The sequence below is a fragment of the Roseobacter sp. GAI101 genome (genome assembly GCF_000156335.1).
GTDB lineage: Bacteria > Pseudomonadota > Alphaproteobacteria > Rhodobacterales > Rhodobacteraceae > Sulfitobacter.
The window spans coordinates 3,413,690-3,429,726 of record NZ_DS999213.1; the positions used below are offsets into that span (position 1 = coordinate 3,413,690).

A 16,037-nucleotide genomic window follows, 5' to 3' on the forward strand; every position below is an offset into this window, starting at 1 on the left:
GCGGCCCCTTTGCGTTTCCACCCTGTGATGTGACGCAGGGTGCAAGATCGCAGTGGCGCTGGCCGTGGCGCGCAGCTAAGGTCCGCCCGACAGGAGACATGACACATGACAACCGCAATTCGCCCCCAATCCGGCATCATGGACATCGCGCTGTATCAAGGCGGGGCGTCCCACGTGGCAGGGCTTGAAAATGTAATCAAGCTCAGCTCGAACGAGAACCCCCTAGGGCCCTCCGAGGCTGCGATGAAGGCGTTTCGCGACGCCTCATATGATCTGCACCGCTATCCGTCGTCTGACCACAGGGGCCTGCGCCACGCCATTGCAAGTGTCCACGGACTGGACCCTGACAGGATCATTTGCGGCGCGGGATCGGACGAAATCATTGCGTTTCTGTGTCAGGCATATTCGGGCGAGGGCACCGAGGTGCTGCACACCGAACACGGCTTTGGCATGTACCGCATTTCGGCGCTGGCCAATGGGGCCACCCCGGTCGAAGTCAAGGAAAACGAACGCGTCACCGATGTGGATGCGCTGTTGGCCGGCTGCACCAAAAAGACCCGGCTGGTGTTCATCGCCAACCCCAACAACCCGACAGGAACGATGATCGGCCTGAGCGAGATCGAGCGTCTGGCAAAGGGTATCCCCAAGCAGGCGATCCTGGTGCTGGACGGGGCCTATGCGGAATATGTCGAAGGGTATGACGGCGGCGCGGCGCTGGTCGAAGCGCATGACAACATCGTCATGACGCGGACGTTTTCAAAGCTGTACGGTCTTGGCGGCTTGCGCGTCGGTTGGGGCTATGGCCCGGCGCACATCATCGATGTGCTGAACCGTGTGCGCGGCCCGTTCAACGTGTCTCAGGCAGGGCTAAACGCCGCCGAAGCGGCAATAAAAGACGTGGCTTACGCCGAACATTGCCGGATCGAAAACGCCCGCTGGCGTACCTGGATGGCGGATGCGCTGGCCGAAATCGGCGTGCCGTCGGATGTGTCTTGCGCCAACTTCATCCTCGCGCGGTTCAAGTCCAAGGCCGAGGCAGAGGCCTGCGATGACTACCTTCAGACCCAGGGGCTGATCGTGCGGCGTGTCGCGGGCTACAAGCTGCCTGCCTGCCTGCGCATTACCGTGGGCGATGAAAGCGCGTGCCGCCGTGTCGTGCATGCGATCCGACAATTCAAAGGCGACTGATATGCCCGTTATCTATGAAAAAGTCGCCCTGATCGGGCTTGGCCTGATCGCGTCTTCGATGTTCTGGAGCATGAAGCGGGCCGGCAACGTCGGGACTGTATCGGGCTTTGCACGCAGTGCCGAAACCCGGGATACCGCCCGCGAGATCGGCCTTTGCGACGAGGTCTGCGATTCCATCGCTAAGACGGTCGAAGACGCCGATCTGGTGGTGCTTTGCGTGCCTGTTGGCGTCATGGGATCGGTCGCGGCCGAAATGGCGGGCTTTCTGAAACCCGGCTGTACCGTCACCGATGTAGGTTCGGTCAAGGCTGACGTGATCACCCAAGTCGGCCCGTTGCTGCCCGAAAACGTGCATTTCATTCCCGCGCATCCACTGGCAGGGACAGAACATTCCGGCCCACGCTCCGGCTTTGCCGAGCTTTTCGACAACCGCTGGTGCCTGCTGGTGCCGGTGCCGGACACCGACGCCGACGCCGTCGCGCGCCTGCGCCGCTTTTGGGAAAGCCTCGGGGCCAATGTCAAGGAAATGGACGCCGAACATCACGATCTGGTCCTAGCCGTCACCAGCCACGCACCGCATCTGATTGCCTACACGATGGTGGGCGTGGCCGATGACCTGCGCCGGGTGACCGATAGCGAAGTGATCAAATATTCAGCGGCGGGTTTTCGCGATTTTACCCGGATTGCGGCCAGTGATCCGACCATGTGGCGCGATGTTTTCCTGACCAACAAGGACGCGACGCTGGAAATTCTGGGCCGCTTCACAGAAGAGCTTTTTGCCCTGCAACGTGCCATCCGCACCGGCGATGGCGACCATCTGCATGCCTACTTTACCCGCACCCGCGCCATCCGTCGCGGCATCATCGAGGCGGGGCAGGATACCGATGCGCCAAACTTTGGGCGCGCGCCCTCCAAGAAATGATCCGCGCCGCGGTGATCTGCATCCTGCTGTCGGGCCCCTTGATGGCAGGGCCTGACAGTTCGTTGCGGCCCGTTGCGCGCCTTGGACCAATGATGCTGGACCCGTCGGGCAGTATCACAGCCACCCCGCGCCGCATTGTGGGTATTCAGGGCAACGGACCGGAGGTTTCGTTGCGTCCGTTCCTGCGCAGCGCAAGTGTCGAATCCGGCGCAACACAGCAACGCCGCCTGCTGGCGAGTGGGGCAGTTTGCGGTGATCTGTCCATTCAGGGCAAGGCAATCGGACGGGTGAAACCCAAGTATGAGGGCTGTGGCGTAGAGGATGCCGTTCAGGTGCAGTCTGTCGCCGGCGTCAGGCTGAGCCAGGCGGCCGTCATGGATTGTGTCACCGCCAAATCGCTGAAGAACTGGATTGAAAAATCAGCCAAACCCGCATTTGACCGGTCCGGAGGGCTGAAAGGGCTACGCGTTGCCGCCCACTACGTCTGCCGAACGCGCAACAACCAACCTGGTGGCAAGATTTCGGAACATGGGCGGGGGCGGGCGATTGACATATCGGGGTTCCAACTGGCCAACGGGGCAGAGGTAACCGTGCTGAAAGGGTGGCATGCCGCCGCAAACGGCAAGACGCTGCGCCGGATGCACAAAGGGGCCTGTGGTCCGTTTGGCACCGTCCTTGGCCCGAATGCGGATCGCTATCATCAGGATCACTTTCATTTCGACACGGCGCGGTATCGCAGCGGATCCTACTGCCGCTAAAGTCAGCGCAAGACTATCCGGGGGGCGCTTCCCAGCGGAATAAACCCCATCGACATGCGCCCGTCTTGCAGGCTGATGGTCAGATCAAGCCCCGTGGTCTGGCCGCTCATCTGTGCCAAAGCGCCCAGCATCTGTTCTGCTTGCGGGCGAACATTGCGCGCCAGATATCCCGACGTTTCGGCCATTTCCAACATCGCCGGCCAGTTTTCAGCCTTCAGCGATATGGTGCCCGTGGCAAGCCCGGCCTCGTCTACGGTTACATTCCCGGTTGCCAACATCTCGACTGCGCCCCAGACGAATTGCGCGCGCTCCAGGTCAATGCTGCGCGGTTGGGGGCGGCGCTGCTCAAGCGCGCGGCGGTCCCAGACGGTGTCAAACCCCACCGTCATGCTGCCGGTAAATGTGTCGAAGGCGAGGGGCCAGTCGGCGGGCAGCCCCAGAAAACCGCGTGGCAACGTGCCGGGGGTCAGCCCCGTCGCATCAATCTGGAAATCGTAAATCGGTGCCTCTGCGGTTTGCTGGATCATTGATATGGCGATGGTATCCGCACCCAGAAGATCGCCAGCAGCCGTGTCTACTTTCCATTCGCCACCGGTCAATACCATGCTTTCCAAAGGTAAGGTTGTGTCCGGGCGCAGGCGCAGATCAGCCTGCGCGTCTTGCGCCGTCAGGGTGGCCCGCAGTCCGGGGCTGGCCAGTGTGATGGGGGTGTCCGGCAGGGTGACGGTGACATAGCCGGGCCAATACGCCGGGGTGGAGACGTCGAATTGGTCCATGCGGACGGCGGTGCCGGTCTCGGGATCGGCCAAGGCGATGTGGGTCAATCGGGTCTGCAACCGCAGGGGAAAGCCACTTTCTTCGATGCTGCCGACATCTGCCTGCCAGCCCTCGGCCCGGCGCGCGTCAAACCACGTGGTACCCGCGCTCTTTAGGCCTGCTGTTGCGATGGCCCACCATCCGCCCCAAAGAAGCGTCAAAACCATGATGACCTTGATCAGCTTGCCCATAACGCTCAAACCCTTATTAACACCCTTGATATAGCCGCTTTAACCAAGCGGGCAATAAAGGACCAGAGTGATGGCGATGTGGGTGTTCGGCTATGGCAGCTTGCTGTGGAAACCGGGATTTGAAGTGGCGGAAAGCGTGATTGGCCGCTTGCCGGGATATGCGCGATCGTTTTGCATGCGTTCTATCCACCACCGCGGATCGGTCGAACAACCGGGTTTGGTCTTGGCGCTTGACGCGGTGACGGGCACCGCATGCGACGGGATCGCGCTGCGGGTGGCTCCGGGGACGGAAGGCCAAACGCTGGAGTATCTGCGCGAGCGCGAGCTGATTTCATCGGCCTATGTGGAAAAAAACCTTGATGTGCAGATGGCCGATGGCCGAACGGTGCAGGCGTTGGTCTATGTGATCGATGCGGAGCACGATCAGTATTGCGGCGGCCTGCCCCTGGAAGAGCAGGCGCAGATCATCGCAAAAGCCGTCGGCGGTATGGGGCCAAATACTGAATATCTGTTCAATACGGCCAGCCATCTGGCGCAAATCGGGCTGCATGATGCATCACTTGAGTGGTTGCACGCCCGCGTAAAGGAACTTTGTAGATAAATCCTTGGCTTATTCGTTAATATTTGGTGTAAGCTGCGGTAACAGAAGCACAAAAGTGTCAGGAGCCACGAGGCATGGCGCAGTCAGACAGAGACGCTAAACCACAGTTTTCCCAGCCGGTGCGGCAGATTACCCTTATGCTGATCGTCCTCGGCCTGACAGGGATGGGCGCGTTTCTGGCGTTGCCAAGCGTGCTGCCGATCTTTGCGGCGAACCCGTATTTGAACGGCGTGATCATCGCCGTGTTTGTCATCGGTGTCATCGCCTGTTTCTATCAGGTGGTGCAACTGATCGGGTCGGTCCGCTGGATCGAAAACTTTGCCGCCGATACGCCGGACCCTGATACGGTTGCCCCGCAACTGCTGGCCCCGCTGGCGTCTTTGCTGCGCACACGTGGCGCGCGGATGCAGGTCAACGCAACGTCGACGCGGTCGATCCTTGATTCCGTTTCCACCCGCATTGACGAGGCCCGTGAAATCACGCGCTACATTGTCAATATGCTGATTTTTCTTGGCCTTTTGGGTACGTTCTATGGTCTGGCCACCACTGTTCCCGCGGTCGTCGAAACCATCCGCAGCCTCGCCCCGCAAGAGGGGGACGGCAGCACGGATATGTTTGCACGCCTGATGACGGGCCTGGAATCCCAGCTGGGCGGGATGGGCGTTGCGTTCGGGTCGTCGCTGCTGGGGCTTGCGGGGTCGCTGGTCGTGGGCTTGCTTGAACTTTTTGCCGGGCATGGTCAGAACCGGTTTTATCAGGAACTCGAAGATTGGCTAAGCTCGATCACGCGGGTCGGCTTTTCATCGGGCGACGATGGCAGTGCCGATCAGAACGCGGTTGGCGGGTTGCTGGATCACATGACCGAACAGATGGATACGCTGACGGGGTTAATCGCGGGATCAACGCAAAGCCAGACAGCGCTGAATGACCGGCTGAATACGCTGGCCACCGCGGTCGAGGCGATGACGGCAAAAAGCGCGCAGGGTGATGCTTCGAATGACAGTCTGGACCGCATCGCACGTGGTCAGGAACGGATGATCGCCGTGCTTGAAGGGCAGGAAGCCAGCGACCAGATTGATGCTGAAAGCCGGATGCGCCTAAGGTCGATCGACGTTCAGATGCTGCGCATTCTCGAAGAAATCTCGGCGGGACGACAAGAGACGATGGCAGAGTTTCGCAAAGACATTTCGCTGTTGGCCAAGGCATTGTCCGCCCCACGCGGCACCGAACCGCGCCGCATGCGCAGCCCACATAAACCAGAGCCTGAGGACATCTAGGCATGGCCCTTTCCCGTCGCTCCGGATCGCGGTTTCAATCCTCAATCTGGCCTGGGTTTGTGGATGCGATGACCGGGCTTTTGCTTGTGTTGATGTTCGTGTTGACCATTTTCATGGTCTTGCAAGCGGTATTGACCCAGCGGATCAACGGCCAGGAGGATGAGCTGAACTCCCTTTCAGGCGAGGTTGCAGCCCTTGCCCAAGCGCTTGGGATGGAACGGCGGAACAGTGCGGATCTTGAAATGCAGGTCGGCGCGCTGAACACATCCTTGACGGCAGCACGGGATCGGGCCACCGAACAGGCATCGCTGATCGCCGCACTGACGGCGACGCGCGACAGTCAGGCCGCCGAACTTGAAAATGCACAGACGCAAATCACCAGTTTCGAAGCACAAGTCGCGACACTCTTGTCGCAACGTGATGATGCAAACGCGCAAATTGCTTCGCTTGTGTCGCAACGCGAGAATGCAGATGCACAAATCGCCGCGCTGTCAGATCAACGTGATGATGCACAGGCACGGGTTGCGACCTTGGAAGATGCCCAAGCCGCGTTGATCAGTGAACAGGATGCGTTGAATCTGGCCCTGGCCGCAGCACGCTCCGAAACGGATGCGCAAGCCGAAGCCGCCCGTTTGGCAGCTGCCCGTCGTGAGGCGTTGGACGCATTGGTTGCGGATCTGCGCGCGCGCAACGAAGATACGCAAGCGCAAGTGGCCGCATTGACCACAGCAGCGGAGGAAGCTGAAACCGCGCTGTCAGAAGCGGAATCCGCTCGGATCGCCGAAGCCGCCGCCGCCGAATTGCTGCGTAACCGGCTTGAGAATGCGGATGCAGAACTGACGGCGATGACCCTGTCGCTTGAGGCGCAACGCAAGGATGCCGAGGATGCGTTAACCTTGTTAGCTGCCGCCCGTGCCGCCGAAAAAGACTTGGACGCCATGCTGGCGGCCGCCCTCGCTGACGTTGGAAAGCTTGAAACCCAGGTCGCGGATCGCGCGGCATTGCGAGAGCAGCTTGCAGAAGCTCTTGCCGCGAAGGTTGCCGCTGAGGCACAGGCTCAAGAGCAACTGACCGATGCGCAAAAAGATGCGCAAAAACAGGCCGCATTGCTGGCCGCTGCTCAATCGGCCTTGTCCCAAGAGACCGCCACGAGTGCGGCAGCGCAGCGCCAGACCGAATTGCTGAACCAGCAGGTCGCGGCCTTGCGCGGGCAATTGGGAGAATTGCAGTCCTTGCTGGATGACGCGGTCGCGCGCGATGCAGTGAAAGAGGTCCAGTTGCAATCGCTTGGGTCGGACCTGAACACCGCCCTTGCCCGCGTTGCCGCCGAAGAACGCCGCCGCGCAGAGCTGGAAGCGGCGGAGCGCAAGCGTCTTGAGGCGGAAACCAAGAACCTTGAACAATATCGTTCGGAATTTTTTGGCCGCTTGCGAGATCTGCTGGGTAATCAGGCAGGGGTCCGCATTGAAGGGGATCGGTTCGTGTTCTCTTCCGAAGTTCTGTTTCCGCCCGGTGCGGCCCAGCTGTCGACCGATGGGCAACGAGAGATCGCAAAGGTGGCTGAAATCCTGCGGAATATCGCCGCAGATATTCCACCTGAAATCGACTGGGTGATCCGGGTGGATGGCCACACGGACAATCAGCCGCTGTCTGGCTTGGGTGCATTTGCCGACAACTGGGAGCTAAGCCAAGCGCGCGCGCTGTCTGTGGTGAAGTACATGATCAACTTTCTGGGGATCGCACCGGACCGTTTGGCCGCCAATGGATTTGGCCAATATCAGCCCGTCGCCGAGGGAGATTCAGAGAGTGCGCGGGCGCAAAACCGTCGGATCGAACTGAAGCTTACGGAAAAATAAGCCTATTCGATTGTTAGTGAAGTCGTCTGGCGGCTGATGATCTGCGTCCCCCGCAGCATCGTGACATCGCCGAGATACTCGCCCGCCGGCCAAGCCTTGCTGCGGCGTTTCTTGCCGATGGCGCGGAATGCCTGTGCCTGGGATTTCGTCAGCGTTACATCGTTTGCAACGATCATTCCGTCGGGACCGGTGATGGACAATCTCAGGATGTCGTCAGGTTGGCTGCCAAAAAGATAACCCCAAACGACCAGGGCAGGGGCATCAGGCATCAGGGAATTCATGGCAGCCGTTCCCGCTTTGATGTCGTCGAATTTGGGGACGGCGTCAGTAAAACCGATTTCAATCAGGCCGCCTGAACGGTAGTCGGGCCTGTCTGTCCATAAATTGCTGTCGCCGGGCGATGCGCAGCTGGTTTTGCCATCGGGATCGAAGGGGTCGACGACCATGCCGTCTTTGCGCACAGATAAATGGACATGCGGAAAGGCCGCTTTGCCTGATTGGCCGACAAACCCCAGCTCTTGACCCGCCGACACGTCCTGTCCGGATTTGACAAGGACAGACCCTTGTTTCAGGTGGCAATATTGGGTTTCCCATCCGTCCCCGTGATCTATGACAACGCCATTGCCGCATTCCTTGCCGTCTACGGTGTCAGCTGCTTCAGTCGAATACCCCGTATCGGCCATGCCATCGCGGATGCCTTTGATGCGGCCGGGGGCGCTGGCCAACACGCGGATGTCTTTCGCAATTTGTGCACGGTTGCGCAATGCAAAGTCGGTGCCTTTGTGGCCATCATAGCTGAGCGTTGAGCAGGTGAAATCAGAGGCGGCAGGCGTTGGGTCACTGTCAACAAATTGCTGAATGTAGCAATCGGTCGTCAGGTCACAGTCTATTGGGGGGGAAAGCAAAAAGACCTCTGCCAGCGCGGGACTGGCAAAGGGCAGGGCGACGGCAAAAACCGCGCCGGTTAGCTTCATTCGGCCGTCAGCAAAGGAGGCTTGTTGCCGGTCAGCTTCGGGTTTTCAGAGCTCAGAACAGTCAGATCAAGCTCGCCTTTCTTGACGCCGACCTTGACGACACCGCCCTTGGCCAACTTGCCGAACAGCAGTTCTTCGGCCAAAGGCTTTTTGATGTGTTCCTGGATGACCCGGCCCAGAGGACGCGCACCCATTTTTTCATCATAGCCTTTGTCGGCAAGCCATTCAGCGGCTTTGGTCGAAAGTTCGATCGTTACGTTCCGATCCATCAACTGTGCTTCCAATTGCAGGACGAATTTCTCGACCACGCGCATGATCACTGCTTTGGGCAGCGGTGCAAAGCTGATGACAGCGTCCAGACGGTTGCGGAATTCCGGCGTGAAGGTCCGTTCGATCGCGGCAGTGTCTTCGCCCGTCCGACGGTCCCGACCGAAACCGATCGCCTCTTTTGCCTGTTCGGACGCCCCAGCGTTTGACGTCATGATCAGAACGACATTACGGAAATCTACCGTCCGACCGTTGTGGTCGGTGAGCTTGCCGTGGTCCATCACCTGCAACAGGATGTTGTAGACGTCGGGATGGGCTTTCTCCATCTCGTCAAGCAGCAAGACGCAATGCGGGTGCTGGTCGACGCCGTCGGTCAACATGCCGCCTTGGTCAAACCCGACATAGCCCGGAGGCGCACCGATCAGACGTGAAACGGCGTGCTTCTCCATGTATTCGGACATGTCAAAGCGCAGAAGTTCGACCCCGAGCGTGTCAGCCAATTGCTTTGCCACTTCGGTTTTACCTACACCAGTCGGACCTGCGAACAGGTAGTTGCCGATGGGCTTCTCGGGTTCGCGCAGACCTGCACGGGCAAGCTTGATCGCCGATGACAGCGCGTCGATTGCAGCATCCTGCCCAAAGACGACCCGCTTGAGCGACGCTTCGAGGTCTTTCAGAACCACGACATCGTCTTTCGACACATTCTTCGGAGGAATGCGCGCGATCTTGGCGACGACGGCTTCAACTTCTTTGGTGCCGATGGTTTTACGGCGCTTGGAGGCTGCGATAAGGTGCTGCGCTGCCCCGGCTTCGTCGATCACATCAATGGCTGAATCCGGCAGTTTACGGTCGTTGATATACCGATGTGCCAGTTCCACGGAGGTGCGGATCGCATCTGCCGTGTATTTAACCGAGTGGTGTTCTTCGAAATAGGGCTTGATCCCGCGCAGGATTTTCACCGCATCTTCAACCGAAGGTTCATTCACGTCGATCTTTTGGAAACGGCGTGCAAGGGCCCGGTCCTTTTCGAAATGCTGGCGGAATTCCTTGTAGGTCGTCGACCCCATGGTCCGCAGCTTCCCGCCCGCTAGTGCAGGTTTCAGCAGGTTGGACGCATCCATTGCGCCGCCCGATGTCGCACCCGCACCAATGACGGTGTGGATTTCATCGATGAACAACACCGCATCCTTGTGCTCTTCCAGTTCGGTCACGACGGCTTTCAGGCGTTCTTCGAAATCACCACGGTACCGTGTGCCTGCCAACAGCGCGCCCATATCGAGCGAGAAGATGGTTGTTTTGGACAGCACTTCGGGTGTCTCGCCCGCGACAATTTTGCGTGCCAGACCTTCGGCAATGGCGGTTTTACCGACACCGGGATCGCCCACCAGAAGCGGGTTGTTCTTGCGGCGGCGGCAAAGCACCTGGATGCAGCGTTCGACTTCGGCATCGCGACCGATCAGCGGGTCGATGTCGCCTTCGCGGGATTTGGCGTTCAGATCCACGCAGTATTTCTCCAGCGCGGATTCCTTCTTGTCACCTTCGGTCACGCCTTGGGCTTCTTCCTCGTGTTCGGGCGCGCCGGAGATCGGGCGCGGCTCACCGAATGCGGGGTCTTTGGCGACGCCGTGGGCGATGAAGTTTACGGCGTCATAGCGGGTCATGTCCTGCTCTTGCAGGAAATAAGCCGCATTGCTTTCGCGTTCCGCAAAGATCGCGACCAGCACGTTGGCACCTGTCACTTCGGTTCGGCCAGAGGACTGCACGTGGATCGCAGCGCGCTGGATGACCCGTTGGAATGCCGCGGTGGGCACCGCTTCCGAGCCGTCGACATCGGTGACGAGGTTGCTCAGGTCTTCGTCGACGAATTCGACCAAGGTCTCGCGGAGTTCCGTCATGTCGACAGAGCAGGCCTTCATAACCTGAACCGCATCTGGTTCATCGATCAGGGCCAGCAATAAATGCTCAAGCGTTGCGAATTCATGACGGCGCGCGTTTGCAAGCGCCAGGGCGGAATGAATTGCTTGTTCTAGTGTAGACGAGAATGAAGGCACGTGCGTGCTCCTTTTCGATCTGTGTCGGTTCGGTATCCCGGTATAGGGTGACCGTCTCCGAACATGGCCTCATAGTATTAGAGTTTGGTTGATCACGGCAAAGCTTCAAGTTTTTTCTGCAATATTATCGTCACAATTATCGTGAACAACAATTTCGGCCATGATTGCGGCGATCAGAAACGGTCTTTGCGCGCGCGGATTTCGGCAAACACATCAGTGTCGGTGGCGTTTTTCATTCCAAGCTGCGTGCGAATACCGGGATCGCCGGGGCGCAGAAACGGATTGGTCTGAAGTTCCGTTACAAGTGTCGAGGGGACCGTCGGCACACCATTCTTTCGCGCCAGATCGATTTCTCTTGAACGAGATATAAGCGCATCGTTCTTGGGATCAACCGTCAGCGCGAATTTTGCGTTCGATTGCGTATATTCATGACCCGAGCAGACTGTGGTGTCTTCGGGCAGCTTCATCAGCTTTTGCATGCTGGACCACATTTGTGCGGCCGTGCCTTCGAACAGGCGGCCGCACCCTAGCGCCATCAGGCTGTCGGCGGTAAAGACGCATTTGGCAGCCGGCACATAAAAGGCGATATGTCCGACCGTATGGCCAGAGACATCCATGACCTGCACCTCATGACCGGCAAACTGGAACGTTTCGCCATCGCTAACAGCATGGTCCAGATCAGGCAGGCGGTGCGCGTCCGCTTTCGCCCCAATGATACGGGCAGGGTGTTCGGTGATTAGGTCAGGCACGCCCTGAATATGGTCCGGGTGATGGTGGGTCAGCCAGATTTCCGTCAGCGTCCAGCCAAGGTCGTCCAGCTTGGCCGAAATCGGGGCCGCTTCCGGCACGTCGATCAGCGCAACTGCGCCGCTGGCCTGGTCGCGCAGCAGAAAGGCGTAATTGTCGGACAGGCAGGGGATGGTCACAAGATCAAATGGCATGGTGGCTCCTGTACGCGTTGATGGGGTTGGTATGACGCTAGCCTGCGCGGCGTTGGCCTGCAAATCGGTTTGTCGGTCTTGGGTCTGTGTCATGTCTCTTTTTCATATGGCGGGTTTGGGTTAACGTTACCTCAGCAACCGGACGAAAGGCGACGCCCATGCATCTTGATGTGCAAGATCTGCGCAACTTTTACTATCGCAGCGCGCTAGGGCGGGCGGCACAGCACGCGTTGCGCAGCCGGATGCTTGAGTTGTGGCCCGAGGCAAAAGGGCAAACCGTTGTCGGGTTCGGCTTTGCCGCGCCGTTGCTGCGGCCTTATCTGGCGGATGCGCGGCGGGTCATGACGTTGATGCCCGGCCCGCAGGGGGTGATGCCCTGGCCTGCGGGCATGGCGAATACTTCGGTGCTGACCGAAGAAACGCTGTGGCCGATCGAGACAGGGCATGTGGACCGGCTGGTGCTGCTGCACGGTCTCGAGACATCCGAGCGGCAAGGCGATCTGCTTGAGGAATGCTGGCGCGTGTTGGGGCCGGGGGGCAGGGCGTTGTTCATCGTGCCGAACCGTGCGGGGCTGTGGGCGCGGCGCGACATCACGCCGTTTGGCTACGGGCGGCCCTATTCGCCCGGCCAGCTGGAAACGCAGCTGCGCAAGCATCAGTTTCTGCCCGAACGCCAACTGGGCGCACTGTACCAGATGCCGTCGAACCGGCGGGTCTGGATGCGGTCGGGGAAATTGTTCGAAAAGATCGGGCGGCACATGCCGACGATGATGGCGGGCGGTGCCTTCATGGTCGAGGTGACAAAGCTGGTCTACCCGCCAAAAGGGAAGGCATCACGCGTGCCCAAGCGCAGGTCGATCCGCATGCTGGACGGTGTCGGGTCGAATGTGCCCAAACCGGTCTGATCTAGCAAAACATCGGCAAGAACACGGGCAAGAATCGCCTGAAAACGATAAATCTTGCCAAATTGCCCCCGTGTCGTGCTGTTCTGGTGGTGTCAAACGGTCGCAGGTAAACCGAGTATTAAGAATAAGGGGCAGTTTCGCGGCCCTCAGTCACTATACTGTGTTGCGGCAGGCGAACCTGTCTGCTACATCCGCCCTGATTTAGACGTCTTGGGTAAATTCAAGCCGCGCCAACACCCCGGTGACGCGATGTATTCGCATATCCGGCACAGACGTACGAGAGGATGGACGTGTCCGAAACAGCATCGATCTCTACTGGCATCGCAAAACGCTACGCGACTGCTGTGTATGAATTGGCCCAAGAGGCCAAAGCCCTTCCCCAGATCGAGAAAGATCTTGATGCGCTCGAGGCCTCTTTGGCCGACAGCGAAGATTTTCGCGACCTGATCCATTCGCCGATCTACACGCGTGACCAGCAGGCCGCATCGATCAGCGCCATCGCCAAGAAGATGGGTCTGTCCGACATTATGTCGAACACGCTGGAACTGATGGCAAACAAGCGTCGCTTGTTCGTGATGCCACAGTTGATCGAAAACCTCCGCGAGATCATCGCGGTGGAAAAAGGCGAAGTCACAGCTGACGTGATTTCCGCCAAGGCGCTGACCAAGGCGCAATCTGACAAGTTGTCCAAGTCGCTTGCCGCGACCACGGGCAAAACCGTAACGTTGAATGCGACCGTTGATGAATCCCTCATCGGTGGTCTTATCGTCAAAGTGGGCTCCAAGATGATCGACACGTCGATCCGCGCAAAGCTCAATTCCCTCCAGAATGTAATGAAAGAGGTCGGATAAATGGGTATCCAAGCTGCAGAAATTTCTGCGATCCTGAAGGACCAGATCAAGAACTTTGGTCAAGAAGCAGAAGTCGCCGAAGTTGGCCGGGTTCTGTCCGTCGGTGACGGTATCGCTCGTGTTTATGGTCTGGACAATGTTCAGGCCGGCGAGATGGTCGAATTCCCCGGTGGCATCATGGGCATGGCCCTGAACCTTGAAACCGACAACGTCGGTGTGGTTATCTTCGGGTCCGACCGGGACATCAAAGAAGGCGACACCGTAAAGCGCACGAACTCCATCGTGGACGTGCCAATCGGCAACGGCCTGCTGGGTCGTGTTGTTGACGGTCTTGGCAACCCAATCGATGGCAAAGGCCCCATCGAATCCACCGAGCGTGGCCTTGCAGACGTCAAAGCCCCCGGCATTATCCCGCGGAAATCGGTTCACGAACCAATGGCGACGGGCCTCAAGTCCGTTGACGCGATGATCCCCGTTGGCCGTGGACAGCGCGAATTGATCATTGGTGACCGTCAGACCGGCAAGACAGCCGTCGCACTTGACGCGATCCTGAACCAACAGCAAGTAAACGCAGCCGCTGGCGACGACGAGAGCAAGAAAATGTACTGCGTGTACGTTGCAATCGGTCAGAAGCGTTCGACAGTTGCACAGCTGGTGAAAAAGCTCGAAGAAACCGGTGCGATTGAATATTCCATCGTTGTTGCCGCCACCGCGTCCGAGCCTGCGCCCATGCAGTACCTCGCACCTTACTCTGCGACAGCCATGGCGGAATTCTTCCGCGACAACGGCCGTCACGCCCTGATCGTTTATGATGACTTGTCCAAACAGGCCGTTTCCTACCGTCAGATGTCGCTGTTGCTGCGTCGTCCACCCGGTCGTGAAGCCTACCCTGGCGACGTTTTCTATCTTCACTCCCGGTTGCTGGAACGCTCCGCCAAGCTTGGCGATGAGGCTGGCAACGGCTCCTTGACGGCGCTGCCGATCATTGAAACCCAAGGTGGTGACGTTTCGGCGTTTATTCCGACAAACGTGATTTCGATCACTGACGGTCAGATCTTCCTTGAAACCGAATTGTTCTACCAAGGCATCCGCCCCGCCGTGAACACTGGTCTGTCGGTTTCGCGTGTTGGTTCCTCGGCTCAGACCAAGGCGATGTCCTCGGTTGCGGGTCCGGTCAAGCTGTCCTTGGCTCAGTACCGCGAAATGGCGGCCTTTGCCCAGTTCGGTTCCGACCTTGATGCTTCCACACAGCAGTTGCTGAACCGTGGTGCGCGTCTGACAGAGCTGATGAAGCAGCCCCAGTATTCGCCGCTGACCAACGCTGAAATCGTCTGCGTGATCTATGCGGGTACAAACGGTTTCCTTGACAAGATCGACGTCAAGCAAGTTGGCCGCTTTGAAGCAGGTCTGCTGGCGCATCTGCGCAGCAAGCACGCTGATCTGATGACCGACATCACCGAAAACGACCGCAAGGTGAAGGGTGAGCTGGAAGACAAGATCAAAGCAGCTATCCAATCTTTCGCCGCTGACTTCGCTTAAGGGAGGGAGGGCACATGCCAAACCTCAAGGACCTAAAAAACCGGATCGCGTCGGTGAAAAACACCCGCAAGATCACGAAAGCCATGCAAATGGTTGCCGCGGCGAAACTTCGCCGCGCGCAGGAAGCTGCCGAACAGTCACGCCCCTACACAGAGCGTTTTAACGCTGTGATGTCGCGGCTGGCCGCCTCGGTCGGTGGATCGGATTCCGCGCCCAAACTGCTAAGCGGTACAGGCGAGAACAAGGTTCACCTGCTGGTGGTTATGACCGCTGAACGCGGTCTGTGCGGTGGTTTCAACGCCAACATCGCAAAGCTTGCCAAAGTCCACGCCCGCCGCCTGATTAGCGAGGGCAAGGAGGTCAAGATCTTGACCGTCGGCAAGAAGGGTCGCGACAGCATTCGCCGCGACTTTGCCAAGAACCTCGTGGGTCACGTTGACCTGACCGACGTCAAGCGCCTTGGCTATGCCGACGCGCAGGGCATCGCGAAAGATGTACTTGGTCGTTTCGATGCGGGCGAGTTTGACGTGGCCACGATCTTTTACGCAAAGTTCGTGAACGTCGTCAGCCAAACGCCCACGGCGCAGCAGATCATCCCGGCGTCTTTCGACACGGAAGAGGCCAAGGACGAGGCATCGACATTGTTCGACTACGAGCCCAGCGAAGAGGCCATCCTGGCCGACCTGCTGCCGCGCGGCGTCGCAACGGCGATCTTCTCGGCTTTGCTGGAAAATGCGGCCTCGGAACAGGGCGCGCGGATGTCGGCAATGGATAACGCGACACGGAACGCCGGTGATATGATCGAAGATCTGACCATCGAATATAACCGTTCCCGTCAGGCCGTCATCACCAACGAGCTGATCGAAATCATTTCCGGCGCGGAAGCGCTGTAAGGTATTG

14 protein-coding genes are annotated in these 16,037 nt (G+C 58.8%); 10 read left to right on the top strand and 4 right to left on the bottom strand.

The window, feature by feature from the left end; genetic code table 11:
- Window positions 1–105: 105 nt before the first annotated feature.
- From hisC to RGAI101_RS16155, 3 genes are read left to right on the top strand one after another with little or no spacing between them, the layout of a single operon-like run.
- Window positions 106–1,188, top strand: a complete 1,083-nt coding sequence (hisC, locus tag RGAI101_RS16145) for a histidinol-phosphate transaminase (RefSeq protein ID WP_037228544.1) — start codon at window positions 106–108, stop codon at window positions 1,186–1,188.
- Window position 1,189: 1 nt separating this feature from the next.
- Window positions 1,190–2,110: a prephenate/arogenate dehydrogenase family protein gene (locus RGAI101_RS16150; RefSeq protein WP_008226590.1), complete on the top strand. Its 921-nt coding sequence runs from the start codon at window positions 1,190–1,192 to the stop codon at window positions 2,108–2,110.
- On the top strand, window positions 2,107–2,868 hold the full coding sequence (locus RGAI101_RS16155) for an extensin-like domain-containing protein (protein WP_008226515.1): 762 nt from the start codon (window positions 2,107–2,109) through the stop codon (window positions 2,866–2,868). Before RGAI101_RS16150 ends, RGAI101_RS16155 begins: the two co-directional genes overlap by 4 nt.
- A 2-nt stretch (window positions 2,869–2,870) precedes the next feature.
- On the opposite strand, the gene RGAI101_RS16160 is transcribed toward RGAI101_RS16155, so the two are convergent.
- Complete coding sequence (locus tag RGAI101_RS16160; protein ID WP_008228571.1) at window positions 2,871–3,875, bottom strand: DUF2125 domain-containing protein; 1,005 nt, start codon at window positions 3,873–3,875, stop codon at window positions 2,871–2,873.
- A 70-nt stretch (window positions 3,876–3,945) separates the two neighbouring features.
- On the opposite strand from RGAI101_RS16160, the gene RGAI101_RS16165 reads away from it, so the two are divergent.
- From RGAI101_RS16165 to RGAI101_RS16175, 3 genes are all read left to right on the top strand, one after another.
- Entirely contained in the window at window positions 3,946–4,476 is a 531-nt protein-coding gene (locus tag RGAI101_RS16165) for a gamma-glutamylcyclotransferase (RefSeq protein WP_008225725.1), read from the top strand.
- Between the two features lie 74 nt (window positions 4,477–4,550).
- Entirely contained in the window at window positions 4,551–5,753 is a 1,203-nt protein-coding gene (locus RGAI101_RS16170) for a hypothetical protein (protein ID WP_037228546.1), read from the top strand.
- Between the two features lie 2 nt (window positions 5,754–5,755).
- Window positions 5,756–7,609: a peptidoglycan -binding protein gene (locus RGAI101_RS16175; protein ID WP_037228548.1), complete on the top strand. Its 1,854-nt coding sequence runs from the start codon at window positions 5,756–5,758 to the stop codon at window positions 7,607–7,609.
- Between the two features lie 2 nt (window positions 7,610–7,611).
- Here RGAI101_RS16175 and RGAI101_RS16180 read toward each other — a convergent pair whose 3' ends face one another.
- From RGAI101_RS16180 to gloB, 3 genes are all read right to left on the bottom strand, one after another.
- A complete protein-coding gene (locus RGAI101_RS16180) occupies window positions 7,612–8,583 on the bottom strand; it encodes a M23 family metallopeptidase (protein ID WP_008228324.1) in 972 nt (323 codons plus the stop codon).
- Window positions 8,580–10,901 carry an ATP-dependent Clp protease ATP-binding subunit ClpA gene (clpA, locus tag RGAI101_RS16185; protein WP_008225544.1) on the bottom strand — a complete coding sequence of 774 codons (2,322 nt, stop codon included), beginning with the start codon at window positions 10,899–10,901 and terminating at the stop codon, window positions 8,580–8,582. The genes RGAI101_RS16180 and clpA overlap by 4 nt, the downstream gene beginning before the upstream one ends.
- A 173-nt stretch (window positions 10,902–11,074) precedes the next feature.
- Complete coding sequence (gene gloB / locus RGAI101_RS16190; protein ID WP_008225351.1) at window positions 11,075–11,842, bottom strand: hydroxyacylglutathione hydrolase; 768 nt, start codon at window positions 11,840–11,842, stop codon at window positions 11,075–11,077.
- Between the two features lie 158 nt (window positions 11,843–12,000).
- On the opposite strand from gloB, the gene RGAI101_RS16195 reads away from it, so the two are divergent.
- The 4 genes from RGAI101_RS16195 to RGAI101_RS16210 all read left to right on the top strand — a co-directional run bounded on the left by RGAI101_RS16195 (window position 12,001) and on the right by RGAI101_RS16210 (window position 16,030).
- Window positions 12,001–12,747 carry a hypothetical protein gene (locus tag RGAI101_RS16195; RefSeq protein ID WP_008226190.1) on the top strand — a complete coding sequence of 249 codons (747 nt, stop codon included), beginning with the start codon at window positions 12,001–12,003 and terminating at the stop codon, window positions 12,745–12,747.
- 290 nt (window positions 12,748–13,037) lie between these two features.
- Window positions 13,038–13,598 (top strand): F0F1 ATP synthase subunit delta, encoded by a 561-nt coding sequence (locus RGAI101_RS16200; RefSeq protein WP_198133708.1) that lies wholly within the window; start codon window positions 13,038–13,040, stop codon window positions 13,596–13,598.
- Window positions 13,599–15,137 (top strand): F0F1 ATP synthase subunit alpha, encoded by a 1,539-nt coding sequence (gene atpA / locus RGAI101_RS16205; protein WP_008227680.1) that lies wholly within the window; start codon window positions 13,599–13,601, stop codon window positions 15,135–15,137.
- A 14-nt stretch (window positions 15,138–15,151) separates the two neighbouring features.
- On the top strand, window positions 15,152–16,030 hold the full coding sequence (locus tag RGAI101_RS16210; protein WP_008226690.1) for a F0F1 ATP synthase subunit gamma: 879 nt from the start codon (window positions 15,152–15,154) through the stop codon (window positions 16,028–16,030).
- The last annotated feature ends 7 nt before the right edge of the window (window positions 16,031–16,037 follow it).

Excerpts from the sequence above, each read along its gene's own strand:
- hisC (WP_037228544.1), top strand. The coding sequence starts at position 106 with ATGACAACCGCAATTCGCCCCCAATCCGGCATCATGGACATCGCGCTG.
- RGAI101_RS16150 (WP_008226590.1), top strand. The coding sequence starts at position 1,190 with ATGCCCGTTATCTATGAAAAAGTCGCCCTGATCGGGCTTGGCCTGATC.
- RGAI101_RS16155 (WP_008226515.1), top strand. The coding sequence starts at position 2,107 with ATGATCCGCGCCGCGGTGATCTGCATCCTGCTGTCGGGCCCCTTGATG.
- RGAI101_RS16160 (WP_008228571.1), bottom strand. The coding sequence starts at position 3,875 with ATGGGCAAGCTGATCAAGGTCATCATGGTTTTGACGCTTCTTTGGGGC.
- RGAI101_RS16165 (WP_008225725.1), top strand. The coding sequence starts at position 3,946 with ATGGCGATGTGGGTGTTCGGCTATGGCAGCTTGCTGTGGAAACCGGGA.
- RGAI101_RS16170 (WP_037228546.1), top strand. The coding sequence starts at position 4,551 with ATGGCGCAGTCAGACAGAGACGCTAAACCACAGTTTTCCCAGCCGGTG.
- RGAI101_RS16175 (WP_037228548.1), top strand. The coding sequence starts at position 5,756 with ATGGCCCTTTCCCGTCGCTCCGGATCGCGGTTTCAATCCTCAATCTGG.
- RGAI101_RS16180 (WP_008228324.1), bottom strand. The coding sequence starts at position 8,583 with ATGAAGCTAACCGGCGCGGTTTTTGCCGTCGCCCTGCCCTTTGCCAGT.
- gloB (WP_008225351.1), bottom strand. The coding sequence starts at position 11,842 with ATGCCATTTGATCTTGTGACCATCCCCTGCCTGTCCGACAATTACGCC.
- RGAI101_RS16195 (WP_008226190.1), top strand. The coding sequence starts at position 12,001 with ATGCATCTTGATGTGCAAGATCTGCGCAACTTTTACTATCGCAGCGCG.
- atpA (WP_008227680.1), top strand. The coding sequence starts at position 13,599 with ATGGGTATCCAAGCTGCAGAAATTTCTGCGATCCTGAAGGACCAGATC.
- RGAI101_RS16210 (WP_008226690.1), top strand. The coding sequence starts at position 15,152 with ATGCCAAACCTCAAGGACCTAAAAAACCGGATCGCGTCGGTGAAAAAC.